The following is a 22,418-nucleotide window of genomic DNA, read 5'->3' as shown; positions in this document are numbered from 1 at the left end:
ATGGGCCAGGGGATGGATCAGGGGATGGGCCGGGAGGCGGCCCGGGAGGCGGGCCAGGAGATGGACCGACGGGAGAACGCGGAGCTGCGTGCCGCCTTCGAGGCGCTGCTCGACGCGGGCCCCGAGCCACCCCTGCCCAGCGTCACCGACGCGGCCGTCGCCGGGGGCCGGCGGATCAGGCGCCGCCGTACCGCCGTGGCCCTCGCGGGCGCGCTGGTGGTCGCGGTGTGCGGGGTGACCACGGCCGTCAACGTGGCAGACAGCCGCCCCGATCCCGTCCAGCAGCCCCTCGCCCCGCCCACCCCGGCCCAGGAGCCCACCGAGGTGCCGACCCCCGTCGCGACACCGGAGCCGGCTCCCGGCTGAGCCTCCGGCGGCACGGGGGCGCCGCGCCGCACGGCCCTGCTCCGGCTCACCCGCCCCCGAGCAACAGGTCGATCAGCCGCCCCAGTTCCTCCTTCGGGTCCGGTGCGCCCGGCCAGCCGGTCATCAGGAGGTGGTGGGCGGTGCCGACGAGCGAGAGGGCGGCGGTGCCGGGGTCGGTGGCCGCCGGGAAGCGGCCGAGGGCCTGTTCGGCCCGGAGGTAGGCGGTGATCGCGTCCTGGATCGCGGTGAAGCCGGGGGCGCCCGCCGCCATGGCCTCACGGAAGCGCTCGGCGGCGCGGGGGCGGGTCAGGGCGAGGCCGGAGACGGCGGGGCCGCCGGAGTCGAAGAGGGCGTCGGTGACGGTGGCGAGGTGGGCGGCGACCGCACCGCTTCCGGCCAGCGCGGGCAGGGCGCGGGCGGTGGCGGCGGTGCGGGCGAAGCGGTCGAGGCAGAGGGCGGCCACGAAGGCGTCCATCCCGGCGAAGTGGGTGTGCAGCAGCCCCTTGGCACAGCCCGCCTCGGTGGTGACGGCCCGGCTGGTGAGGGCGCCGGGGCCGTCCCGGACGACGACGCGTTCGGCGGCGGCGAAGAGCAGTTCGGTCACGTCCGGCGTCGCGACTCCCCGCGGTGACATGGGCTTTCTCCTCGCTCGCCGTGGTGCGGCTCCGGTACCCGCCCGGTCGGGCGCGGCCCCGGGATCGTAACGGAGATTGCCGTTTTGGGCGCGCGCCCATACTCTTTGGGCGCTCGCCCATTCTTCGTTCTGCCTTCGCCTTCGCCTCGCACCACGTCAGGGAGTCCGTCGTGCCCGAGATCGTCAACACCGCGCAGTCGCACGCCTGGAACGGGCCGGAGGGGGCCCACTGGGCCGCCCACCAGGACCGCTGGAACGCCGTCAACGACGGTTTCAACGCACCACTGCTCGACGCCGCCCGCCTCGCCGCGACCGGCCACGTCCTCGACATCGGCTGCGGCGCCGGACGCACCACCCGGCTGGCCGCCCTCCGCGTACCCCGGGGCAGCGCCCTCGGCCTCGACCTCTCCGGCCCCATGCTCGCGCAGGCACGGGCCCGCGCCGCCCGGGAAGGGGTACCGAACGTCTCCTTCGTCCAGGGCGACGCCCAGACTCACCCGTTCGAGCCCGGCAGCTTCGACGCCGTGATCAGCCGGTACGGTGCGATGTTCTTCGCCGACCCCGTGGCCGCCTTCACCCACCTCCACGCCGCCGTGCGCCCCGGCGGCCGCCTCGCCCTCATCAGCCCGGCGGACCCCCGACGCAACGGCTGGGTCACGGCGATGGCCTCGCTGCGCGGCATCCTCCCGCTCGGCGACTTCGGCCGCGCGGGCACCCCCGGCATGTTCTCCCTGGCCGACCCGGACCACACCCGCCGCCTCCTCACCTCGGCCGGCTGGACCGCCGTCGGCGTCGAGCCCGTCGAGGCGTACGGGCGCTGGGGCCAGGACGCCGAGGACGCCGCCGAGTTCCTGCTCGCCACCGGCCCCGGCCGCCACCTGACGGAGCAGGCAGCACCGGGGGACCTGGACCGGGCCCGCACCGCACTCCGCGACCACCTGCGCGCTCATGAGGCGCCGGACGGCACGGGCGTACGCCTGCTCAGCACCTCCTGGCTGATCACGGGGGAGCGGCCCCCGTCCCCGCTCAGCCCCAGGTGAGCGGATCGAGACGGAGGTAGAAGCGGAGGCGGTCGGGGTCGGGCGCGAGGCCGTACCGCTCGGCGAAGGCCGCGTCCGCGCCCCGGGCCCGCTCCTCGTCGGGCCACGTCTCCCGCGCGTTGGCGAGCAGCAGCGCCAGATCGGCGTGACGGTCGGCCACACCGAGCCGTCCCAGGTCGATGAAGCCCGACACGTCCAGGGTCTTTGGGTCGAGGACGATGTTGGGCAGGCACAGATCCCCGTGGCAGACGACCAGGTCGGCCGCCTCCTGCTCCCGGCGCGGCGCGAGCTGCCCGGTGAGCCGGTCCAGCAGCTCGGGCCCGGGCGTCCCCCTCTGCTCGTCGGAAAGAAACTCCGGGTTGACGGCGTCACGGGCCACGACCTCACGCGCCACGGCAACCATGGCGTCCAGCCTCCGGCCGAAGGGACACGCGGACACCGGCACCTCGTGCAGCCGCCGCACCGCGTCCGCGATACGCCCCCAGGCAGCCGCCAACTCCTCGGCCGGCACCTGATCAGCGGGAACCCCGGGCACCGCACCGGTCACCAGACAGGCACCCGCCTCCCCGGCCCGCCAGTCGAGCACCCGGGGCCCCGGCACCCCCTGCCCGCGCAGCCAGGCGGCCCGGTCCCGCTCCTCCGCCAGCTCGGCCGCCCCCTCGGGCCCCACACACGTGGCGTACCGGGTGCCGTCCGCACTGCGGAACACGTCCGCCCCGGACTCCCCCGCCGTGACCGGGGACCAGCCGCCGCCCTTCGCGCCTGGCAGTAGCGGCGACGGGAGCAGCGGCGTTTTGGGGTCGTCGCTCATGGCGGCACTGTAGCCAGGGGGCGGGAGTGCGGGGCCTCGGATCGGCGGGCACGGGCACGGGGGCCGCCGTCAGGCCGGCTCGCCGCCCCCGGCCGCGGTGGCCACCACCGCGTCAATCCCCACCTCGTGCCTGCGTGCGCTGTTGAGCCCTGCGGCCTCGTTCTCCATACGGGCAGCGCGCCAGAGGCGCGGCCCGGCGACCGGCCCCCGTGACCGGCCCGGCACCATGGCGTACGACGCGTCCCGCGTCCCGCGTCCGCCCTGCCCGCACCCGCCCCCCCCGGAGCCACGCCGTGCCTCATGCCCTCACCCACGACGATGTCCAGGCCGCCGCCGAGCGGATCGCGGGCCAGGTCCGGCCCGTCGCCGTGGCCCCGCTCGACCTCGGCACGCCAGGCGCTTCGTACCCCGGGCCGGTGTACGCCGCCCTGGAGTTCGCCCAGTTCACCGGGAGTTTCAAGGCCCGGGGCGCCGCCAACTTCATCGCCGCCCACCGCGAGGCCGGCACCCTGCCCGAGGCGGGCGTCACCATCGCCTCCGGCGGCAACGCCGGGCTCGCCTGCGCCTGGGCGGCCCGCGCCCACGGCGTCCGCGCCACCGTCTTCCTCCCGGCCACCGCCCCGGCCGTCAAGGTCGAGCGGCTGCGCCGGTACGGCGCCGAGGTCCGGCTGACCGGCAGCGAGTACGCCGAGGCGCTGGCCGCCTGCGAGACGTACGCGGCCGAGTCCGGCGCCCTCCCGAGCCACGCCTACGACCACCCCTTCATCGCCGCCGGGGCGGGCACCCTCGTCGACGAGATCCGGGCCCAACTCCCCTTCCTGGACACCCTCGTGGTCGCGACCGGCGGGGGCGGCCTGTTCGCCGGGGTCGCCACCGCCGCCCACCACCACGGCCTGCGGACCGTCTCAGCCGAGCCGGAGGGGAGCCGGGCCCTGCACGCGGCGCTGGCCACCGGGGGTCCGGTCGACGTACCCGTGGACTCCGTCGCCGCCGACTCGCTCGGCGCCCGCCGCGCCGGGGAACTGGCCTACGCCGCCGCCCAGTACGACTCCACCCGCTCCGTCCTCGTCACCGACGAAGCCCTCACCGCCGCCCGCCACACCCTGTGGGCCGAACACCGCTTCGCCGTCGAACACGGCGCCGCCACCGCCCTCGCCGCCCTCACCGACCCGGCCCCGGACCACGGCTACACCCCCGCCCCCGACGAAACCGTCTGCGTCGTCCTCTGCGGCGCCAACACCGACCCGGCCACCCTCAGCCGCTGACCAGCGGACAGGCCACTCGTCCCGACCGCAGGCGTACGCCTGCACGCCTACCTGCTCCACATCGCCCTCGACGCTCTCGCCTGCGGTGCCTACCGGCGTCGCCGGGAGGAGGGCCGCGCGCACGCGGAGATGGTGCGGGGCCTGGCGGCCGCCGAGCCGGGGGAGAGTGCCCTGATCCCGGCCGCGCCCTGATCCGGAGTGCCGGTTCCGCCCGGGCTGGGCTCCGTCTTTCCCGTGCCGGTCACTGATCGGCCTCAAGCGCCGGCCGGGCTGTGGGGTTCGCGGGTCGTTCGCCGTGTGGGTCGGGCGGGGCCGCGTCGGGGTACCTCCTCACAAACTGCATGGTGCGGGGTCAATTGGAGTATGGCGGCCGTGTGTGCAGTTTGCTGCGGGGGCACCCCGACCCGTCCCCGCCCTTCCGTCTCGTCGGCGTCGTCCCGCCGGTGGGAGAGGAAAAGACAGGCCGTCGCCTATTGATCTTTGTGGCGAGCGAGAGCGATGACGGTGGTCACTGTGGAGGAGGGAGCCATCGGTGACGGCCTCTTCCGCCCTCCGGCGGTTGGCCGCGTACGAGACCGTGGGGTGGGGTCGTGTCGGGGTGCCCCCGCAGCAAACTGCACACACGGCCGTCTTGAAGCGACTGACCCCGCACCTTGCAGTTTGTGAGGAGGTACCCCGGCGCGGCCCCGCCCCGCCCCCGCACCGGAGGAACCGCGAACCTGACAGCCCGGCCGGCGTTTGAGGCCAGTCAGTGACCGGTACGGACAACAACCGGCACCCCCAGACGCGGCGCAGCCCCACGTGCTAGGAAGACGGCCATGCACACGGACCGAACAGACCCCGTCGAGCGCCTGCGCGCCGAGCGAGAGTGCGAACGGCTGATCGTGGAGTTCGGGCAGAGGCTGGACCTGGGCAACCCAGGAGACGTCGCAGAGCTCTGCACCGAGGACGCGGTGTGGGAATGGCCGGCCGGAGAACGCCGCATCGAGGGCCGAGCGGCGCTGAGGGCGTACTTCGCGGGCCGCCCCGACGACCGCCTCTCGCGCCGCATCGCGAGCAACATCCTGGTGACCGTGACCAGCCCGGACACCGCCACCGCGACCAGCTACTTCACCACGTACCGCGTGGACGGCCACACAGGCGGCCCGGTCCCGGCCCGCCCGCCGGTCCAGGTCGGCCACTACGAGGACACCTTCCGCCGGGCCGCAGGCCACTGGCAGCTCGCCCACCGCACCCTCTTCCTCGCCTTCGCCGGCCCCACCGACCGGCTCCCCCCGCCCGGGAAGGACTGACAGGCGCGTCCCGTGGCTCCTCTCCACAGCCGGTGGAAAACTGGTGCGGGTCAGCCGGGCGCCAGCCCGGTGCCGGGCGGGATCGGGGGGCCGCAATGCCGCAGCTGGAGTTGTCCGCCGGGGTCGTCGACTACGAGGACACGGGCGGAGACGGCCCCGTCGTGGTCCTGCTGCACGGCGTGGCGATGGACGCGAGCCTCTGGGACGAGGTCGTGCCGGGGCTGCGCGAGGAGTACCGGTGCGTACGGCCCGTGCTGCCGCTCGGCGGCCACCGCAGGCCGATGCGGGCCGGGGCGGACCTGTCCGTGCCCGGGGTGGCCCGACTGGTCGCCGAGGTGCTGGAGCGGCTGGACCTGCGCCGGGTGACCCTGGTCCTCAACGACTGGGGCGGCGCCCAGGCCCTGTTCGCGCTGGGCCTCGCCGAGCGCGTCGGCCGGCTCGTCCTGACCTCCTGCGAGGCGTTCGACAACTACCCGCCCGGCCTGCCGGGCCGCAACCTCGTCACCGCCGCCCGCCTCCCCGGCGGCCTGGCCGCCGCCTTCGGTCTGCTGCGCTTCCGCCCCGCGCGCCGCCTGCCGATGACCTGGGGCTGGATGAGCCGGCGCCCCGTCCCGACCCGGCTGATGGACGGCTGGCTGCGCCCCGCCCAGACCTCCCCGGAGATCCGCCGCGACCTGCGCGCCTACCTGCTGGGGGTGCCGCCCCGCGAGGAACTGCTGCGCTGGGCCGAGGCGCTGCGGGAGTTCGAGGGGCCCGCGCTGGTGGCGTGGGCGGCCGGGGACAGGGTGATGCCGGTGGAGCACGGCCGGCGGCTGGCCGCGCTGCTGCCCCGGGCCGAGTACGTGGAGATCGCCGGGAGCCGCACCCTGATCCCCGTCGACCAGCCGGCCGAACTCCTGGCCCGTCTCCGGGACTTCCTCGCCCGGACCGGCCCCTGAGCCACGGCCGGGACCCCGGCGCGTACGCCTCGTCGGGGCCGGGCCCCGGCGCGTACCATGCGAAAAAATGACACAGGGGGGAGTCGTTCCATGAGCGGCTGGATGTGGTGGGGCCTGGCGTTCATGCTGCTGGGCGGCGGAAGCTGGATCGGGGAGAGCGTGCGCAGCGCGCTCAAGGCGCGGCACACCCGCAAGCTGGAGCTGCAACGCGCCGAGACCGAGCGGCAGCGCGCCCTGGACGCGGCGAACCGCCCGCCCGAGCCCATCTGCGGCTGCACGCACCACCTCGCCAAACACGACAAGCAGGGCACGTGCCACGAGCGGGTCCAGGCCCCGGTCGAGTGGGACGCCGACCGCAAGCCGGTCAAGTTCGAGGAGCGCCCCTGCAACTGCCAGCAGTACGTCGGGCCCGAGCCGCTGGGCACGGTGTACGCGCCGGAGATCACCGACCGGGGCTGACCGGGTTCCCCCTCCGCGCGTCGTGCGTTATGGGATGTTCCGTTCGGGTATGCGCCTCTTCGTAAGCCGTGTTCGAGGCCGAGAAGGAGACAGGAACCCCGTGCCGACCCCGACCAACCGCATCCTGATCATCGTCACCAGCGCCGGCGAGTACGAGAGCGCCGGCTACCGCACCGGCCTCTGGCTCGGTGAGCTGACCCACTTCTACGACGTCGCCGAGGCGGCCGGGTTCGGCCTCACCATCGCCAGCGTCGACGGCGGCCGCGTCCCCATCGACCCGGAGAGCCTCGCCCACGACGTCCTCGCCGACCAGGGCACCGCCGAGCGCTACGCCGACCGCACCTTCATGAACCTCCTGGAGGACACCGTCGCCGTCGCCGACGTCCGGCCCGAGGAGTACGACGCGATCTACCTCACCGGCGGCCACGGCACCATGTTCGACTTCCCGCGCAGCAAGGCGCTGGGCGAACTGGTCGCCGCCTTCCACGACCAGGGCCGCGTCGTCTCCGCCGTCTGCCACGGCCCGTGCGGCCTGCTGGAGGTCACCCTCGCCGACGGCCAGCCGCTCCTGCGCGGCCGCGAGGTCACCGGGTTCTCCTGGCCGGAGGAGGAGCTGGCCCAGCGCGCGGACGCCGTCCCGTTCAGCCTGGAGGAGCGGCTGCGCGCACTCGGCGCCTCCTACAGCATCGCCGAGGAGCCCTTCGCCCCGTACGTGGTCGAGGACGGCCTGCTCATCACCGGCCAGAACCCGGCCAGCGCGACCCCGGTGGCCGAGGCGGTCGTACGGGCGCTGCGCTGAGCCCCCGTTATCTTTTTCGCGGTCCTGCAAGAGGGCCGCTGGCCTCCGGGCCCGGCATGACTGTTGCCCCCTGTCGATGAGATGACCTGGGGGGTGGTGTCACCGGGTCCGAGGGGTGCCGTCACAGACGCTGATCAGAGGTCCGACCACCGCCCGGCCGGGCGCAATGCCAGGCCGTTCGCGGGCGGCAGGTCTGCATAACGTGGATGCGCGAGAACGGCTCCTGACCTTGAGGCCGGCACGCATCGACGCATGTGGGGGCACGGTGATCAGCATCGACGGGGTGGGCGTCTTCCTGGGCCTGGACGTCGGCAAGCAGACGCATCACGGCCACGGCCTGACCCTGGCCGGGAAGAAGGTGTTCGACAAGCAGCTGCCGAACAGCGAACCCAAGCTGCGGGCTGTCTTCGACAAGCTCACGGCCAAGTTCGGCACCGTCCTGGTGGTCGTGGACCAGCCCGCCTCCATCGGCGCCCTCCCCCTGACCGTCGCCCGGGACGCCGGCTGCCAGGTCGCCTACCTGCCCGGACTGGCGATGCGCCGGATCGCCGACCTCTACCCCGGCGAGGCCAAGACCGACGCGAAGGACGCCGCCGTCATCGCGGACGCTGCCCGCACCATGCCCCACACCCTGCGCACCCTCGGCCTGACCGATGAGGCCACCGCGGAGCTGACCATGCTGGTCGGCTTCGACCAGGACCTCGCGGGCGAGGCCAACCGCACCTCCAACCGCATCCGCGGCCTGCTCACCCAGTTCCACCCCAGCCTGGAACGCGTCCTCGGCTCGCGCCTGGACCATCCGGCAGTGACCTGGCTCCTCGAGCGCCACGGATCCCCTCAAGCACTCCGCAAAGCAGGCCGCCGCAAGCTGGTCGAGGTCGTCCGGCCCCGGGCGCCTCGCATGGCCGAGCGGCTGGTCGACGACATCTTCACCGCACTCGACGAGCAGACCGTCGTCGTTCCGGGCACCGGCACCCTCGACGTGATCGTCCCCTCGCTGGCGAAGTCGCTGGCCGCCGTTCACGAACAACGCCGGTCCCTGGAAACCCGGATCGAGGCACTGCTGGAGGTCCACCCTCTTTCCCAGGTCCTGACCTCGATGCCCGGCATCGGTGTCAGGACCGCCGCAGTCCTCCTGGCCACCGTCGGCGACGGCAGCAGCTTTCCCACCGCCGCCCACCTGGCCTCCTACGCCGGCCTCGCCCCGGCGACCCGGCAGTCCGGCACGTCGATCCACGGCGAACACGCCCCCAGAGGCGGCAACCGGCAACTGAAACGAGCGATGTTCCTCTCCGCGTTCGCAGCACTCCACGATCCCGCCTCCCGGACCTACTACGACCGCTGCCGAGCCCGCGGCAAGACCCACACCCAGGCCCTCCTCCGCCTCGCCCGCCACCGCATCAGCGTCCTGTTCGCCATGCTCCGCGACGGAACCTTCTACGAGCCGAAAAGCCCCCGACTCGCTTGACGAAGGACATAGAGGCACCCCCCGGGACGCCGCGGGGTCAGCCCCGCCCGGCGGCGCCCGGCCTCCGGCGCGCGGCGAGCTGCCGCGCCACGCGCCACTCGCGCACCACCTCGTCCACCTTGAACCGGGGGATGCCCAGCGGCGGCCCGGGCGGCGGCATCAGGTGCAGGTCGGTGATCCGCTTGTTCAGCTCGGCGACCCGGCGCCGTACCTCCGCCTCGTCCTGGATCCGGGCCAGCACGGCGGGCAGCTCCTCGGCGTCCCGCCGGCACACCGCCACCAGGGACCCCGACGCGTCGGCGGCCCGTTCCTGCCCCAGCCCCTCCCGCCGCATCTTGGCCTTGACCCACCACAGCGCGTCGTACTCGGTCTCGTTCCCCGGCAAGGGCTTCCCCCGCCCGGGCAGCTCCGCGAACTCCCCCCGCCGCTCGGCCTGCCGGATCTGATGCTCGACCCAGTCCTCGTGCGAGACGTCCGCCGGTTTCCGCTCCGTCATGGTTCCAGGGTCGCAGACGCCCCCACCGCCTCCCCCGCCCAAGCCCGCTGAAAGGCGTAGCGGGCCGCTTCCACCTCGTGGCGCTGGTCGGCGTGGAGGACGCCGAGGGCGTAGGCGGTGGTGGGGGCGATGCGGGGGGTGGCGGCGGCGGAGGCGGCTTCGTGGGCGGCTTCCGAGGCGTCGCGGTGGTGGTCGAGGGCGTGGCGGGCGGCGGTGACGCGGGGGTCGGGGGCGGCGTCGGGGGCGACGACCTCCTGGGCGTAACGGTGCAGGCGGAGCAGGAGGCGGACCTGGTGCCAGGGGGTGTCCTGGCCGTCCGGTGCCGGGACGGCGAGGGCCAGGGCGTCGGCGTTGTACGGGTGGCCGGCGCGGTGGAGCGGCAGGGCGGTGACGGCGTCGGAGAGGCGGCGGGCGGCGGCCTCGGCGAGGGTGTCGGCGCGGCCGGCGGGGCGCAGGTGGGCGTCCTCGGCGAGCGGGACCTCGCCGCCGAGCAGGGCCACCTCGTCGACGAGGGCGTGCAGCCGGGCCGAGGCGAAGGCGGTCAGGCAGGCCGAGTGGGCGCGGGTCCGGGCCAGGGTGAGGCGGCGTTCCAGGAGGGCGCCGGCCTTGGCGGCTCCTATGCCGGGGCCGCCGCGGCGGGGCGCGGCCGGGCCCGAGAGGCGGTGGAGCGAGGCGAGCAGCCGGGTCAGGCGGGCCGCGACCAGGTGTTCGTCGGCGAGGACGCCACTGAGCCAGGTCAGTTCGGGCCGGAGCCGGTCGGCCCACTCACGGTCCAGCAGGGGGCGGAAGGTGTGCAGGGTGGCGCCGATGCGGCGGGCCGAGCGGCCCAGCGACCGGGCCGCCTCCCTGGCCTCCTGCGGGTCCTGGGCGGCCTCGGTGTGGTGGCGCAGGGCCCGCAGGAAGGCCGCGGCCTCGGCGCGCAGGGCGGTGGCGACGGGGGCCGCCGCCGGGGGCGGGCCGGGGGCCTGCTCGGGCAGGCGGTCCGGCTCAGGGAGTCGGGGCACGTCGGCGCCTCCGCGCGTCGATGAGCATTTCCTGTACGTGGCGGAGCGGCTTGCCGTCGGCGTCGTGGCTGTGGCGGGTCCACTCGCCGTCGGCGTCGAGGTGCCAGGAGCTGGTGGTGTCGGCCATGCCGGTCTCCAGCAGCCGGTCGAGGGTGGCGCGGTGGGCCGGGTCGGTGACGCGGACCAGGGCCTCGATGCGCCGGTCGAGATTGCGGTGCATCATGTCGGCGCTGCCGAACCACACCTCGGGCTCGTCGCCGTTGCCGAAGACGAAGACCCGCGAGTGCTCCAGGAACCGGCCGAGCACGGACCGTACCCGGATGTTCTCGGAGAGCCCGGGCAGGCCCGGCCGCAGTGCGCAGATCCCGCGCACCCACACGTCCACCGGCACCCCGGCCATGCTCGCCCGGTACAGCGCGTCGATGACCGCCTCGTCCACCATCGAGTTGACCTTGATCCGGACGTACGCCTCGCGGCCCGCCCGGTGGTGCGCGATCTCCTGGTGGATGCGGGCGACCAGGCCGGCGCGGAGCGAGTGCGGGGCGACCAGCAGGCGGCGGTAGCTCTCGCGGCGGGAGTAGCCGGAGAGCCGGTTGAAGAGGTCGGAGAGGTCGGCGCCGACCTTCGGGTCGACGGTCAGCAGCCCCAGGTCCTCGTAGAGCCGGGCGGTCTTCGGGTGGTAGTTGCCGGTGCCCACGTGCGAGTAGCGGCGCAGGAGTTCGCCTTCCTGGCGGACGACCAGCGACAGCTTGCAGTGGGTCTTCAGGCCGACCAGCCCGTAGACCACGTGGCAGCCCGACTCCTCCAGCTTGCGGGCCCACTTGATGTTGGCCTGCTCGTCGAAACGGGCCTTGATCTCGACCAGCACGAGGACCTGTTTGCCGGACTCGGCGGCGTCGATGAGCGCGTCGACTATGGGCGAGTCGCCCGAGGTCCGGTAGAGCGTCTGCTTGATGGCCAGCACGTCCGGGTCGGCCGCCGCCTGCTCCAGGAACGCCTGCACGGAGGTGGAGAAGGAGTCGTACGGGTGGTGCAGGAGCACGTCCCGTTCGCGGACGGCCGCGAAGATGTCCGGGGCGGAGGCCGACTCGACCTCGGCGAGGTCGCGGTGGGTGCGCGCCACGAACTTCTTGTACTTCAGCTCGGGCCGGTCCAGGCCGGCGATGCCGAAGAGCCCGGTCAGGTCGAGCGGGCCCGGCAGCGGGTACACCTCGGCGTCGCTGATCTTCAGCTCGCGCACCAGCAGGTCCAGCACGTACGGGTCGATCGACTCCTCGACCTCCAGGCGCACCGGGGGCCCGAAGCGGCGGCGCATGAGCTCCTTCTCCAGGGCCTGGAGCAGGTTCTCGGTGTCGTCCTCCTCGACCTCCAGATCCTCGTTCCGGGTGAGCCGGAACATGTGGTGCGCCAGCACCTCCATCCCCGGGAACAGCTCCTCCAGGTGGGCCGCGATCACGTCCTCGATGGGGACGTACCGCTCCGGCGACGCCTCCAGGAAGCGCGACAGCAGCGGCGGCACCTTCACCCGCGCGAAGTGCCGGTGGCCGCTGACCGGGTTCCGGACCACCACGGCGAGGTTGAGCGAGAGCCCCGAGATGTACGGGAAGGGGTGCGCCGGGTCGACCGCGAGCGGGGTCAGCACGGGGAAGATCTGCTGCCGGAACAGGGTGAACAGGCGGGCCTGCTCCTCCTCGGTCAGCTCCGCCCAGCGCACCAGGTGGATGCCCTCGTCCGCCAGCGCCGGGGCGATGTCGTGCTGGTAGCAGGCGGCGTGACGGGCCATCAGCTCCCTGGACCGCGCCCAGATCATCTCCAGCACCTCACGCGGCTGGAGCCCCGACGCCGACCTGGTCGCCACGCCCGTGGCGATGCGGCGCTTCAGCCCCGCCACCCGGACCATGAAGAACTCGTCCAGGTTCGAGGCGAAGATCGCCAGGAAGTTGGCGCGCTCCAGCAGCGGGGTGTACGGGTCCTCGGCCAGCTCCAGCACCCGCTCGTTGAAGGCGAGCCAGCTGCGCTCCCGGTCCAGGAACCGGCCCTCGGGCAGCTCGGCCTCGTCGTCGCCCGGGTAGTCGTCCGGGTCGGAGTCGAGGCCGGCCGTGGTCTGCGCGCGGTGCGCGGAGGTGAGGGAGGCCAGTGGAGGCTGGGAGCCCTGCTCCAGCGGGTCAGGGGTCTCTCCTGGAGTACGCAGCATGGCCCCATTCTTCCCGGTCGCCGGGGTCGGGGGCGCGTCGGAAAGGGCGGAGGCCAGCCTCAAGGGGGGCTTCCGCTCGGGTTCGGGCGCTGCGTGCTGCATGGCGCGAGCGTGCCAAGGGTTGCTGAATCCCGGGTTACGGGGACGTGGCGTCCGGGGTATGCGGGGGCGGCCGGGCGGGGACCGGGCCCGAATTCACCCGGGTGGGTGAACGGGCGTCGGCGGCACAGGACGAGGCTCAGGCGGGCGCCGGGCCGGCGGGGGAGGGCGCGGCGGAGACGGGCGCGCGGGCCGGTTGCCGGGCCGGGCGCCAGGTGGCGACCAGAGCGGCGGCGAGGAGCAGTTCGGCGAGGTCGCCGCCGTAGTACATCAGCTCTCCCGCGCCCCGCAGCTGCTCGGCGGGGACGGGGACCTGGACGAAAAAGCCGCCGTACAGGAGCTGGGAGACGGTGGCGTGCGCGGCGACGGCGACGCCCAGGACGACGAGGCGGGCCGGGACGCCGGGCCTGGCCGGGGCGGGGTCGGGCCCCGCGACGGCGTGCGCGAAGAGGCAGCCGGAGAGCAGGAAGTGGGCGTGCAGGAGCCCGTGGCCGCCCGGGGCGGAGGCGAGGGCGGTGTACAGCGGGGTGAAGTACACCAGCGCCAGCGTGCCGGTGGAGAGGACGAGCGCGATCAGCGGGTGCGTGAGCAGCCGGGCCGGGGCGGAGTGCAGCAGCGCGGTGAGGGTCCGGGCCCGCGCCGCGGGCAGGGTGCGCAGCAGCAGGGTCACGGGGGCGCCGAGGACCAGGCCCAACGGGGCGTACATGCCGAGGAGCAGGTGCTGCGCCATGTGGCCCCGGAAGTCGCCGTGCGCCCACGGGGCCAGGGGCGGGAGCAGCGCCAGGGCCAGCGCGGCGAGCCCGGCGAGGAACGCCGCCGTACGCGCCCGGGACCAGCCGAGCACCGGGTTGCGCCGGCGGGCCCGCCGGGCGAGGCGGAGGTAGGCGGCACCGAGCAGGACGGCGACGAGGGCGGGTGCCAGGGCGGGGGAGAGGACGGGGGACAGCGCGTCCCAGGGGCCCGGGTCGCCCGCGGGTCCCGGCGGATGCGGATGGGGGCCGGTGCCGCTCATCGCGCGTACCGGCCGGGATCACGCGGACCGTCGGGGTTCCGGGGGGCCTCGTCCGTACCGGGGTCGAGGGGGTGGGCTCCGCGTCGGACGAGGAGACCGACGGCGACCAGCAGGGCGCCGAGGGCGAGGAAGCCCATGTCCCACCAGAACGCGTCGGGGCCGCCGCGCACGTGGTGGATGCCGAGGATCTGGTGGTCCACGACGCCCTCGACCAGGTTGAACAGGCCCCAGCCCACCAGCACCCAGCCCCACAGCACCCGCGAGGCCCAGACGCGGCGCCGGTGGTGGGTGACGCGGGCGTAGAGGACGGCGAGGCCGGAGAGGACGGCCAGCCAGCAGACCGTGTGGAAGATCCCGTCCCAGACGGTGTTCATCTCCAGGCCCGTGACGGTGTCCGCCGGGTAGTACTTCACCCCGATCCTGGCGGTGTCCGTGCTGGTCAGCATGTGGTGCCACTGGAGGAGCTGGTGGAGCAGGATGCCGTCGACGAATCCGCCGAGTCCCACGCCGAGCAGGATGCCCGGCAGCCGGATGCTCCTCGGGTCGGTCGTCGGCTTCTCCCGTGCGTGAGCCGCTGTGCTCGCCATTGTCTGGCCGTCCCCGTCCGTTCGGTGTGCGGTGAGGGCACCTGTTCCCGCGTACCGCGGTGCCGTCCCGGGGTGGGCGCCGCATTCCCTCCTCCGGGGGTGTGCGCACGGGCGGCCGCCCCGCTCGGGAACGGGACGGCCGCACCCCGCCCGGTCAGGGCGTGCGGCGTCGCAGGACGAGGAAGGCGGTCCCGACCGCGAGGACGGCCAGGAGCAGGACGAGCCCGGTCTCGACGAGCTGGATGGGGAGGCGGTGGGAGAGGGGGTGGAATTCGACCAGCCAGGTCTCCGCTCCGGCCCGCACGCCGCACGCCTCGATCCCCCCGGTCGGGGCGGTGCACGACGCGGGATCTATCCGCCCCCCGTCCCCGGTCACGAGCCACTGCCCGCGCACCTCGGCCCCCTTGGGCCAGTCGGTGCCGGGGGAGGGCCAAGCGCCCCGCCCCTCTGAGAAAGGCGTGACCACGGTGGAGACCGGCCACAGCCAGGGCCGCCCGAACGTCCCCGCGACCAGCAGCCCCCCGGTCCCCACCACCCCGACGAAGATCGCGGGCAGCGCCCGCCCGACGAGGGTCCCCGCGCACACCCCCACGGCCAGCCCGAGCAGGCAGTACGCCACGAGTACGGGCCCGGAGGCGGCGTACCCGCCGGGCTCCCAGCCTCCGAACCCCCAGACCCCTTCCATGGGGGCGACCGCTGTCCGGAAGACCATGACCAGGAAGACCGCGCCCACCGCGGCCGCCACGGAGGCGAGCGCCAGCGTGGAGCGGAGCCAGCGGACCGGGGAGGCGGCGGACTGGGTCCACAGGAGGTGGTGGGTGCCGAGTTCGCGTTCGCGGGCGGTGAGGGGACCGGCCGCGTAGGCGGCGATGACGAGGGGGACGAGGAGCAGTACGTTCTGGCTCTGGTTGAGCAGGGACCAGTAGACGGTGTGGGCGGTCTCGTACGCGTTCAGGCCCGGGCACCCGGCGCCGGTTCCGCAGGCGGCGATCTCCGCCGGGCTGTACAGGGAGCGCCACAGCAGCGAGCCGAGCAGCAGCAGGGTGAAGAGCCCGACCAGGACCGCGCCCACCACCAGCGCCTTGCGGTGCAGCCGCAGTACGGCACGGGGGAGCGCGGCCCGGCGGTCGCGGGCGGCGGACGCGGGGGCGTCGGCCCGCCCGGCAGGGGTCAGGGTCGCGGTCACGCCTCCACCCCCGCCCCCGCCAGGTCCCGCACGGTCGCCTCGGGCGCGAGCAGCGCGGGCGCGGACGGATTGCGCAGGTGGGCCAGGAGTACGTCCTCCAGGCTCGGCTCCTCGCACTCCCAGCCGGGGCCGACGGGGCCCTCGGGCCGGATCAGGGCGCTCTGGCCGCGCCCGTGCGGCCGGGACTCGATCACGGTGTGCGGGGCGAGTTCGGCGGCCCCACCCGGCCCCGTGACCAGGCGATGGGCGGCGGTCAGGTCGTCCACCGGCCCGGCCATGCGCACCCGCCCGGCGCCGAGCAGGAGCAGGAAGTCGCAGGCTCCGGCCAGCTCGCCGAGGATGTGCGAGGACATGACCACGGTGGTGCCGTGCTCGGTCGCCTCCGCCAGCAGCGTCCCCATCAACTGGTGCCGCGCCAGCGGATCGAGGTCCGAGACCGGCTCGTCGAGCAGGAGCAGCGCGGGCCGCTTGCCGAGGGCGAGCGCCAGCGCCACCCGCGTCCGCTGCCCTCCGGAGAGCCCGCGCACCTTGGCGTACGGGTCGAGCGCCGAATCGGCCCCGTCCCCGTGCGCGACGCGTTCGGCGGCTGCCTGGTCCCAGCGCCCCGGGTTGAGGTCGGCCCCCAGCCGCAAGGTGTCGGCCACGGTCAACTGCGGGAACAGCGCCTTGTCCTGGGCCACGTACGCGATCTCGCGCCGCGCCTCTGCCGGGGTGGTGCCGAGGACGCGCAGCTCCCCGCCGGAGGGCCGGGCCAGTCCGGCGGCGAGCGTGAGCAGGGTGCTCTTGCCCGCGCCGTTCGGCCCGACCAGGGCGCAGATCCGCCCGGCCGGCAGCCGGAACGAACAGGCGTCGAGCGCGTTCCGGCGCCCGAAGCGTTTGCCGAGGCCCCGGGCCTCGACGGCGGTTTCGGTCATGGTGATTCCTTAGAACAGAGCCAGGGGGACGGGAGTGTCAGGGAGTGCGGCGGCGGAGCAGGCGCAGGGCCGCGAAGGCGAGGGCGGCGGTGAGGACGAGGATCAGGGCCGTCTCGGCGAGGTGGAGGGGGACGGCGTGGGAGGCGGGGTGGTACAGGGTTTCGACGCCCTCGATGCCCTTCGCGTCGGCGCACTGTCGGAAGGCTGACTCGTCCAGCAGGCACTCGCCCATGGGGACAGGCCGGCCCTGCGCGTCGAGCGCCGTCTCACTCACCCGCCAGGCCCCGGAGGGCACGCCCTCGCCCAGCCCTCCGAAGGCTCGCTCGGCCGGCCAGAGGTACGGGATGAGCTGGGGCAGGCCCTGTACGGCTCCGAACATGGCCCCCGCCGACACAGCGAGCGCGGCAAGCGAGCGCCGGAGCAGCAATCCGGCGTAGGCGCCCAGGGTGAGAGCGAGGAGGAGCAGGGCGGGGGTGACCGGACCGGAGGCGGTGAAGACGACCCAGTCCGTCCAGTCGTACGTGCCGGCCTGGGTCAAGAACGGGACGGAGCGGGCCCACACGTACAGCGGCACCAGCACGCTCACCCCGGCGACGAGTACGCCCCCCGCCACCGCCCACTTCACCGCGACCCAGCGCCGGGGGGAGACGGACTGCGTCCAGGCGAGTGCGGCCGTACCCCGTTCCTGTTCGGCCCCGGTGAGCGCGGCACCGGCCCAGGCGGCGACGGCGACGGGCAGCCCGGTCAGCAGGACGGAGGTCCAGCCGAGCCAGAAGACGTGGCTCGACCACATGCCCGAGTCCGCCTCAACTTCCTGCGGCGCGCAGCCCGTACCGTCCCAGCACTCAAGAGGCCCGGGCAGCACTACAGACCCCCCCACCCACCGCAACCACACCAGCCCCGCCCCCGCCAGCACCACCACGGCGACCCAGGTCAGCAACGCCCCCCGGTGCAGCCGCAGCACCACCCGCGCCAGCGTCCCGAACGACGGGGACGAGGGGGAGGAAGTGGTCCGCTCCCCCGGCTTGTCCAAGGTCGTACTCATCGTTCCTCGCCCTCCGGATACGTCGAGTCCAGTACGGCCGTACAGAGCGCCGCCACGTCCTCCCTGCCGAGCCCCGACTCCCGCGCCCGCGCCGCCCACGCGGCCAGCTCCGTCTGGAGCGGCCCGGTGTCGGCGTCGGTGCCGAGCGTCCGCCGGACGAAGGTGCCCAGGCCGCGCCGGGCCTCGACCAGGCCCTCGCGCTCCAGTTCGCGGTAGGCCTTGAGCACGGTGTTGGGGTTCACGGCCGTCGCCTCGACCACCTCGCGGGCGGTCGGCAACTTGTCCCCGGGCTCCAGCAGCCCGAGCCGCAGCGCTTGCCGGGTCTGCTGGACGATCTGGAGGTACGTGGCGACTCCGCTACGCCGGTCGATCCGGTAGGCGATCACCTGTCACCCCCCTTTCACTAATCAAGTAGTGAAAGGGTGATGCAAGGGTGGTGTTCCGTCAAGTGCGGTGCGCAGAAGTGGCCTTGTTGCCGATGAGCCGCCGTCAGCTGCCGGCCACGTCGGCCCCGTCGGCCCGTTCGGCCTCGGTGAGGAGGTAGCGGCGCTCGGCTCCGTTGGCGGTGAGGGTGGCGGCCTCGCGGTAGAGGGTGGCGGCGTGGGCGGTGTCGCCGGTCATGCGGGTGAGGTGGGCGCGTACGGCGCGTTCGTGGTGGCGTACGAGGGGGTCCCGGTCGAGGGCGTGGCGGCGGCAGAGGGTGTCGAGGAGGGTCAGGCCGCGAGTGGGGCCGAAGGCGCGGGCGACGGCGACGACGCGGCTGAGCCGGACCGGCGCGGTCGGGGTGAGGTGCTCCAGCCAGAGGTAGAGCATCGCGATGCGTGGCCAGTCGGTGAGTTCCGGCGCGGGCGCCTGCGCGTGGAGCGCCGCGATGGCGGCCTGGAGCTGGTACGGGCCGGTCCCGGTACCGCTCGGGTCCCCCACCGCGTCGAGGAGTCGGGTTCCCTCGCGGATCAGCTCCTGGTCCCAGCGGGTGCGGTCCTGCGACTCCAGCGGGACGAGGGCGCCGTCCGCGTCGGTCCGGGCGGTGTGGCGGGACTCGATGAGCAGCATCAGGGCGAGCAGTCCGGCGGCCTCGGCGTTGTCCGGGTCGGCGGCGTGGAGGAGGCGGGCCAGCCGGACGGCTTCCTCGGAGAGGTCGCGGCGGGCCAGGGTCTCTCCGGAGCTGGCGGTGTAGCCCTCGTTGAAGATGAGGTAGAGCACGCGCATGACGGCCTCGGTGCGGTCGCGCCGGTCCGTGTCGGTGGCCGGTACGAAACGCGCCCCGCTGCGCACCAGTTGCTGCTTGGCCCGGCTGATGCGGGTACCCATGGTGGCCTCGCTCGTCCCGTACGCGCGGGCGATCTCGGCCGTGGTGAGCCCGCCGACCGCGCGCAGGGTGAGCGCCACCTGGGAGACCGGGCTCAGCCGGGGGTGGCAGCAGAGCAGGAGCAGGGTGAGGCTGTCGTCCGTACTGCCGGTCGGCGCCGCCCGGCGTTCCGGTGCCCCCAGGGCGAGTTCGGTCCGGCCGACCTCCTGTTCGCGGCGGTGGCGGGCCTGTTCGGCGCGGAGCAGGTCGACCATGCGGCGGTAGCCGACGCGGATCAGCCAGCTGCGCGGGTCCTGCGGGACCCCCTCGGCCGGCCACCGCTGCCCGGCGACGATCAGCGCCTCCTGCACGGCGTCCTCGGCGACGTCGAAGCGGCCGAAGCGCCGGGTCAGCGCACCGAGCACCTGTGGCGCCTCGGTGCGCAGCAGGTGCTCGACGCCCGCGTCCGGGGGAGGCCGCCTCATCGTGGACCCAAGCGGGTCCGCCGGCTGCGCGGGGTCACGCCGCGAAGTCCGCGCCCATGACCGGCCGGATCTCGACCGGTTCGCCCAGCACCGCGACGATCCGGGCGGCGATCTCCACGGCCCGCTCCTGCCCCGACACGTCGATGACGGCGAAACTGGCCAGCACCTCCTTCAGCTCCGCGAACGGCCCGTCGGTGGCGGTGACCCCCTCGGCCGTGGGGCGCACGGTGGTGCTGACCGCCGGATGCCCCAGCCCCTCGGTGGAGACCAGCTCGCCGGAGGCGGTCAGCTCCTCCTCGAACCGCTGGTAGGCGGCGAACGCGTCCAGCGCCTCCTGGGTCGGCGCACCGGCGGTGGCGGCGTCCCAGCCGTCGGCCGAGGTGTAGCCCAGCAGCAGGTACTTCACGGAACCTCCGTGGTGGTCGTCGGTGACGGGCCGGGCGACCCGTGGTCGTCCAGGGAACCTCGGAGCCGGGCGGCCGTCCTCGACATCCCCGCCATGTGACGTACGTCACCGCCTCCCTGTGTCGAACTCCCGCCGACGGCCCCGAGGTAGCGGCGAGAACCCGGACGACGACGGACGACGAAGGAGAACACGATGAACACGATGTCCGAGACCGAGGGCGCCCCCCAGCAGCCCACCCCCGAACTCCGGGCCCTGGACCGCCTGACCGGCACCTGGAAGGTGACCGGCGGCGCCGAGGGGACCGTGCGCTACGAGTGGATGGACGGAGGCTTCTTCCTCCTCCAGCACGTCGACCTGGTCCAGTTCGGCCAGCCGGTCACCGGGATGGAGATCATCGGCAACCTGCGCCCGTTCGGCGAGCCCACCGGTCCCGACGTGGCGTCCCGCTACTACGACTCCCAGGGCAACACCTTCGACTACGTCTACGAACTCGACGGCGACACCCTCACCATCTGGGCCGGGGCCAAGGACGGCCCCGCCTACTTCCGGGGCACCTTCGCCCCGGACGGCACGGTGATGACGGGCGACTGGGTCTACCCCGGTGGAGGCGGCTACTCCTCGACCATGACCAGGGCCTGACCGGGGGCGTCGGTACCGGCGACGCTCACCAGAAGTCCGGAGCAGTTCGTGCGGCCGCCCGCACCCGAGCATGGGGCAGCGGACGTGGCCGGGCGGGGGCGGGCAGGGCCGGGGGTGGTGGGCCTGGTCGCCCTCCCGCCCTGGCTCCGGGACCGAATCCGATGTCCCTTCCGGACGTGCGGAGTCCTCGGGGATCTGCACGGGTTCGCTCCTCGGGGGCGAGAGGAAGGCGAACGGTTCGATGGTGCCCTACTGGGCTCGGCAGGTCCTGAGGTAGCTGAGGAACGACGCCTGTAGTCCGGTCACATGCGTCTCGTGCAGGAGCGCGCTGGTGACGGGCCCGCCCCGGGCGGTGAGGCGGTGAAGGAACGTGGCCGCGTTCTTCGCGAGATTCTGGTAGACCGCGATGTCTCCCAGCAGCTCCCGCTCGTTGAAGGTCACGTGAAGCCGGGTGGCGGGCAGGGCGTCACCCATTGCCTGGAGGCGGGCGAAGACCTGGCTGGACGTGTCCACGATGCCGGGGCTGCCCGCGCCGACGCTCTCGAAGAAGGTGCTTCGGGTGAGCCAGGCGTAGAGGCTGAAGAGCCCTCCGTACGAGTAGCCGAAGAGGCCGTGGCCGTTCGGGGCCGCGCCCCAGTCGCGTGCGATCCGCGGGTGAAGGTCGTCGGTGAGGAAGTCGAGGAACATGTCCCCGCGGCTGTTGCTCAGTTCGGCGAGGTAGGCATCGGCCTGGTCACGAGTGGTCGTGCCCGTCTCGACACTCATCTCCACGGCGTCGACATACTCCTTCGCGATGGGCTCGCCGGGGGGTACGAGGTCCCGGTTGCGCAGCCGCTCCCAGTGCTCGGCCTCCTTGCCCGCGTATCCCACGCTGACCTGGATGTAGGGCCGGATCGACTGCATGGGGTCCAGTTGCGTGACGATGAGGGGGGCGGTCAGGCCCACGGTCCAGTTGCCGTCGAGCACGTACACGACAGGCGCCTGCGCCACGGCGGCATCGTGGCCCGGGGGCGTGGTGACCCAGATGCCGTAGTCGTGCCCCCCGCCGGAGCGCATCTCGAAGTAGTCGGTGTGGGCGAGGCAGCCCTGCCACATGGTGCTCATCTGAGGTCCTTCACGATTCGGCCGGCCTTGATCACGAGGGCGGCGAGGGTGGGTCCGAGGGCGGCGCCGGGGAGCGACGGAGCGGCTGGCGCCACGGCGGCAGGCGAGCCTGTGGGATCGCGCGCCGACCCGTCGGTGATCGTCACGCCGATCACCCGAGCAGGTCCCATGAGCGATCCTCCGAGGGCGCGAGCCGACTGCGACCATGAGCGGAGCAACACGGAATCGCCGGCATTTTCTTTTCCAATGGATAAACTGTGGGAGTGGTCCTGTCAACCTCCGAACGCAAGGGCAGCGCGCGCGAGCGACTCCTGGCACGGCTTCTCGACGCCTTCGGCGAGGCCCTGCCCCCGCCGGAGATGTCGCTCCGTGAGATCGCCGCCCGGGCCGACACCAGTCACGCCCTCCTGCGTTACCACTTCGGGTCGCTGCCGGGCGTGCTGGCCGACGTGCTCCAGGCGCAGCGGTCCCGGGACAACGAGGCACTTCTGGAGGAGGCCCAGCAGGGCACCTTCGAGGATTTCGTCGCGGCGATCTGGCGTACCTACGCGAGACCGGAGCAGTTGTCGCGTGTGCGCGGCTTCTTCTACGTCGCCGGACTGGCCGCCTACGGCCCGGAGGACTTCCGTGAGTTCGTGGAGTCGCTCGACGATCTGACCGTGACGCTGTCCTCGCTCGCGGAACGCGAGGGGCTGGACGCGCGGGAAGCGCGGGACGTGGCCACCGTCACCGTCGCCGCGATCCGCGGCCTCCTCCTCCAGGAGGTTCTGGCTCCCGGCACCCGTTCGAAGGACGCGGTCGGCCTGATCCTGCGCATGAGGGAGGGCGGGCCCGATCCGCGGGCACGTCCACAGCGTTGAGCGGGCCCCCGGCTCTCCAGCGAGAAG

General features: G+C 73.8%; 24 protein-coding genes. 10 read left to right on the top strand and 14 right to left on the bottom strand.

Annotated elements, in window-relative coordinates:
- Window positions 1-12: 12 nt before the first annotated feature.
- Entirely contained in the window at window positions 13-366 is a 354-nt protein-coding gene (locus tag OIM89_RS13770) for a hypothetical protein (RefSeq protein ID WP_030696206.1), read from the top strand.
- A 46-nt stretch (window positions 367-412) separates the two neighbouring features.
- Here the strand turns inward: OIM89_RS13770 and OIM89_RS13765 are convergent, their stop codons facing one another.
- Window positions 413-1,000: a TetR/AcrR family transcriptional regulator gene (locus OIM89_RS13765; RefSeq protein WP_030696207.1), complete on the bottom strand. Its 588-nt coding sequence runs from the start codon at window positions 998-1,000 to the stop codon at window positions 413-415.
- A gap of 170 nt (window positions 1,001-1,170) precedes the next feature.
- Here OIM89_RS13765 and OIM89_RS13760 point away from each other — a divergent pair, with 170 nt between their 5' ends.
- Window positions 1,171-2,040 carry a class I SAM-dependent methyltransferase gene (locus OIM89_RS13760; RefSeq protein ID WP_257380900.1) on the top strand — a complete coding sequence of 290 codons (870 nt, stop codon included), beginning with the start codon at window positions 1,171-1,173 and terminating at the stop codon, window positions 2,038-2,040.
- On the opposite strand, the gene OIM89_RS13755 is transcribed toward OIM89_RS13760, so the two are convergent.
- A complete protein-coding gene (locus OIM89_RS13755; protein WP_226964166.1) occupies window positions 2,027-2,851 on the bottom strand; it encodes an APH(3'') family aminoglycoside O-phosphotransferase in 825 nt (274 codons plus the stop codon). The two genes, OIM89_RS13760 and OIM89_RS13755, sit on opposite strands and share 14 nt — an antisense overlap.
- Window positions 2,852-3,144: 293 nt before the next feature.
- On the opposite strand from OIM89_RS13755, the gene OIM89_RS13750 reads away from it, so the two are divergent.
- The 6 genes from OIM89_RS13750 (at window position 3,145) to OIM89_RS13725 (ending at window position 9,072) form a co-directional block, all read left to right on the top strand.
- Window positions 3,145-4,116 (top strand): threonine/serine dehydratase, encoded by a 972-nt coding sequence (locus tag OIM89_RS13750; RefSeq protein WP_195730655.1) that lies wholly within the window; start codon window positions 3,145-3,147, stop codon window positions 4,114-4,116.
- Between the two features lie 818 nt (window positions 4,117-4,934).
- Window positions 4,935-5,408: a nuclear transport factor 2 family protein gene (locus OIM89_RS13745; RefSeq protein WP_047466015.1), complete on the top strand. Its 474-nt coding sequence runs from the start codon at window positions 4,935-4,937 to the stop codon at window positions 5,406-5,408.
- A gap of 95 nt (window positions 5,409-5,503) precedes the next feature.
- The gene (locus OIM89_RS13740) at window positions 5,504-6,346 is read left to right on the top strand and encodes an alpha/beta fold hydrolase (protein ID WP_030696213.1); all 843 of its coding nucleotides are present in this window, start codon (window positions 5,504-5,506) and stop codon (window positions 6,344-6,346) included.
- A gap of 90 nt (window positions 6,347-6,436) precedes the next feature.
- A complete protein-coding gene (locus OIM89_RS13735; protein WP_008411241.1) occupies window positions 6,437-6,805 on the top strand; it encodes a hypothetical protein in 369 nt (122 codons plus the stop codon).
- Window positions 6,806-6,905: 100 nt separating this feature from the next.
- Window positions 6,906-7,604 carry a type 1 glutamine amidotransferase domain-containing protein gene (locus tag OIM89_RS13730; protein ID WP_030696214.1) on the top strand — a complete coding sequence of 233 codons (699 nt, stop codon included), beginning with the start codon at window positions 6,906-6,908 and terminating at the stop codon, window positions 7,602-7,604.
- Between the two features lie 265 nt (window positions 7,605-7,869).
- A complete protein-coding gene (locus OIM89_RS13725; RefSeq protein WP_023423439.1) occupies window positions 7,870-9,072 on the top strand; it encodes an IS110 family transposase in 1,203 nt (400 codons plus the stop codon).
- Window positions 9,073-9,109: 37 nt separating this feature from the next.
- On the opposite strand, the gene OIM89_RS13720 is transcribed toward OIM89_RS13725, so the two are convergent.
- From OIM89_RS13720 to OIM89_RS13670, 11 genes are all read right to left on the bottom strand, one after another.
- Window positions 9,110-9,568: a DUF1992 domain-containing protein gene (locus OIM89_RS13720; RefSeq protein ID WP_264491304.1), complete on the bottom strand. Its 459-nt coding sequence runs from the start codon at window positions 9,566-9,568 to the stop codon at window positions 9,110-9,112.
- On the bottom strand, window positions 9,565-10,572 hold the full coding sequence (locus OIM89_RS13715; RefSeq protein ID WP_047466011.1) for a CHAD domain-containing protein: 1,008 nt from the start codon (window positions 10,570-10,572) through the stop codon (window positions 9,565-9,567). Before OIM89_RS13715 ends, OIM89_RS13720 begins: the two co-directional genes overlap by 4 nt.
- Window positions 10,556-12,766, bottom strand: a complete 2,211-nt coding sequence (locus OIM89_RS13710) for an RNA degradosome polyphosphate kinase (RefSeq protein WP_030696217.1) — start codon at window positions 12,764-12,766, stop codon at window positions 10,556-10,558. The genes OIM89_RS13715 and OIM89_RS13710 overlap by 17 nt, the downstream gene beginning before the upstream one ends.
- A gap of 238 nt (window positions 12,767-13,004) precedes the next feature.
- Complete coding sequence (locus tag OIM89_RS13705; protein ID WP_078858036.1) at window positions 13,005-13,877, bottom strand: cytochrome c oxidase assembly protein; 873 nt, start codon at window positions 13,875-13,877, stop codon at window positions 13,005-13,007.
- A complete protein-coding gene (locus OIM89_RS13700; RefSeq protein ID WP_030696219.1) occupies window positions 13,874-14,464 on the bottom strand; it encodes a DUF2243 domain-containing protein in 591 nt (196 codons plus the stop codon). Before OIM89_RS13700 ends, OIM89_RS13705 begins: the two co-directional genes overlap by 4 nt.
- A gap of 154 nt (window positions 14,465-14,618) precedes the next feature.
- Complete coding sequence (locus tag OIM89_RS13695) at window positions 14,619-15,650, bottom strand: ABC transporter (protein WP_264491303.1); 1,032 nt, start codon at window positions 15,648-15,650, stop codon at window positions 14,619-14,621.
- Window positions 15,647-16,564 (bottom strand): ABC transporter ATP-binding protein, encoded by a 918-nt coding sequence (locus OIM89_RS13690; RefSeq protein ID WP_264491302.1) that lies wholly within the window; start codon window positions 16,562-16,564, stop codon window positions 15,647-15,649. The genes OIM89_RS13695 and OIM89_RS13690 overlap by 4 nt, the downstream gene beginning before the upstream one ends.
- A 37-nt stretch (window positions 16,565-16,601) precedes the next feature.
- Window positions 16,602-17,609 (bottom strand): ABC transporter, encoded by a 1,008-nt coding sequence (locus OIM89_RS13685; protein WP_264491301.1) that lies wholly within the window; start codon window positions 17,607-17,609, stop codon window positions 16,602-16,604.
- Window positions 17,606-17,995, bottom strand: a complete 390-nt coding sequence (locus OIM89_RS13680; RefSeq protein ID WP_217467806.1) for a GntR family transcriptional regulator — start codon at window positions 17,993-17,995, stop codon at window positions 17,606-17,608. Before OIM89_RS13680 ends, OIM89_RS13685 begins: the two co-directional genes overlap by 4 nt.
- A 103-nt stretch (window positions 17,996-18,098) precedes the next feature.
- Window positions 18,099-19,382, bottom strand: a complete 1,284-nt coding sequence (locus OIM89_RS13675) for an RNA polymerase sigma factor (protein ID WP_151168659.1) — start codon at window positions 19,380-19,382, stop codon at window positions 18,099-18,101.
- A gap of 34 nt (window positions 19,383-19,416) precedes the next feature.
- Window positions 19,417-19,788, bottom strand: coding sequence for a YciI family protein (locus tag OIM89_RS13670; protein ID WP_217467807.1), 372 nt, complete (start codon window positions 19,786-19,788; stop codon window positions 19,417-19,419).
- Between the two features lie 201 nt (window positions 19,789-19,989).
- Between OIM89_RS13670 and OIM89_RS13665 the strand changes: the two genes are divergently transcribed.
- Complete coding sequence (locus OIM89_RS13665; RefSeq protein ID WP_217467812.1) at window positions 19,990-20,427, top strand: hypothetical protein; 438 nt, start codon at window positions 19,990-19,992, stop codon at window positions 20,425-20,427.
- A 249-nt stretch (window positions 20,428-20,676) separates the two neighbouring features.
- On the opposite strand, the gene OIM89_RS13660 is transcribed toward OIM89_RS13665, so the two are convergent.
- Window positions 20,677-21,531: an alpha/beta hydrolase gene (locus OIM89_RS13660; RefSeq protein WP_264491300.1), complete on the bottom strand. Its 855-nt coding sequence runs from the start codon at window positions 21,529-21,531 to the stop codon at window positions 20,677-20,679.
- A 257-nt stretch (window positions 21,532-21,788) separates the two neighbouring features.
- Between OIM89_RS13660 and OIM89_RS13655 the strand changes: the two genes are divergently transcribed.
- Window positions 21,789-22,391, top strand: coding sequence for a TetR/AcrR family transcriptional regulator (locus OIM89_RS13655; protein ID WP_319802327.1), 603 nt, complete (start codon window positions 21,789-21,791; stop codon window positions 22,389-22,391).
- The last annotated feature ends 27 nt before the right edge of the window (window positions 22,392-22,418 follow it).

Origin of the sequence: Streptomyces sp. BI87, from assembly GCF_025957665.1 — a bacterium.
GTDB classification, from domain to species: Bacteria; Actinomycetota; Actinomycetes; order Streptomycetales; family Streptomycetaceae; genus Streptomyces; species Streptomyces albidoflavus.
The sequence above is the reverse complement of the archived record's forward strand: the minus strand, read 5'-3'. Positions and strand labels throughout refer to the sequence as shown.

Excerpts from the sequence above, each read along its gene's own strand:
- OIM89_RS13770 (WP_030696206.1), top strand. The coding sequence starts at position 13 with ATGGATCAGGGGATGGGCCGGGAGGCGGCCCGGGAGGCGGGCCAGGAG.
- OIM89_RS13765 (WP_030696207.1), bottom strand. The coding sequence starts at position 1,000 with ATGTCACCGCGGGGAGTCGCGACGCCGGACGTGACCGAACTGCTCTTC.
- OIM89_RS13755 (WP_226964166.1), bottom strand. The coding sequence starts at position 2,851 with ATGAGCGACGACCCCAAAACGCCGCTGCTCCCGTCGCCGCTACTGCCA.
- OIM89_RS13745 (WP_047466015.1), top strand. The coding sequence starts at position 4,935 with ATGCACACGGACCGAACAGACCCCGTCGAGCGCCTGCGCGCCGAGCGA.
- OIM89_RS13740 (WP_030696213.1), top strand. The coding sequence starts at position 5,504 with ATGCCGCAGCTGGAGTTGTCCGCCGGGGTCGTCGACTACGAGGACACG.
- OIM89_RS13735 (WP_008411241.1), top strand. The coding sequence starts at position 6,437 with ATGAGCGGCTGGATGTGGTGGGGCCTGGCGTTCATGCTGCTGGGCGGC.
- OIM89_RS13720 (WP_264491304.1), bottom strand. The coding sequence starts at position 9,568 with ATGACGGAGCGGAAACCGGCGGACGTCTCGCACGAGGACTGGGTCGAG.
- OIM89_RS13710 (WP_030696217.1), bottom strand. The coding sequence starts at position 12,766 with ATGCTGCGTACTCCAGGAGAGACCCCTGACCCGCTGGAGCAGGGCTCC.
- OIM89_RS13705 (WP_078858036.1), bottom strand. The coding sequence starts at position 13,877 with ATGAGCGGCACCGGCCCCCATCCGCATCCGCCGGGACCCGCGGGCGAC.
- OIM89_RS13700 (WP_030696219.1), bottom strand. The coding sequence starts at position 14,464 with ATGGCGAGCACAGCGGCTCACGCACGGGAGAAGCCGACGACCGACCCG.
- OIM89_RS13690 (WP_264491302.1), bottom strand. The coding sequence starts at position 16,564 with ATGACCGAAACCGCCGTCGAGGCCCGGGGCCTCGGCAAACGCTTCGGG.
- OIM89_RS13685 (WP_264491301.1), bottom strand. The coding sequence starts at position 17,609 with ATGAGTACGACCTTGGACAAGCCGGGGGAGCGGACCACTTCCTCCCCC.
- OIM89_RS13675 (WP_151168659.1), bottom strand. The coding sequence starts at position 19,382 with ATGAGGCGGCCTCCCCCGGACGCGGGCGTCGAGCACCTGCTGCGCACC.
- OIM89_RS13665 (WP_217467812.1), top strand. The coding sequence starts at position 19,990 with ATGTCCGAGACCGAGGGCGCCCCCCAGCAGCCCACCCCCGAACTCCGG.
- OIM89_RS13660 (WP_264491300.1), bottom strand. The coding sequence starts at position 21,531 with ATGAGCACCATGTGGCAGGGCTGCCTCGCCCACACCGACTACTTCGAG.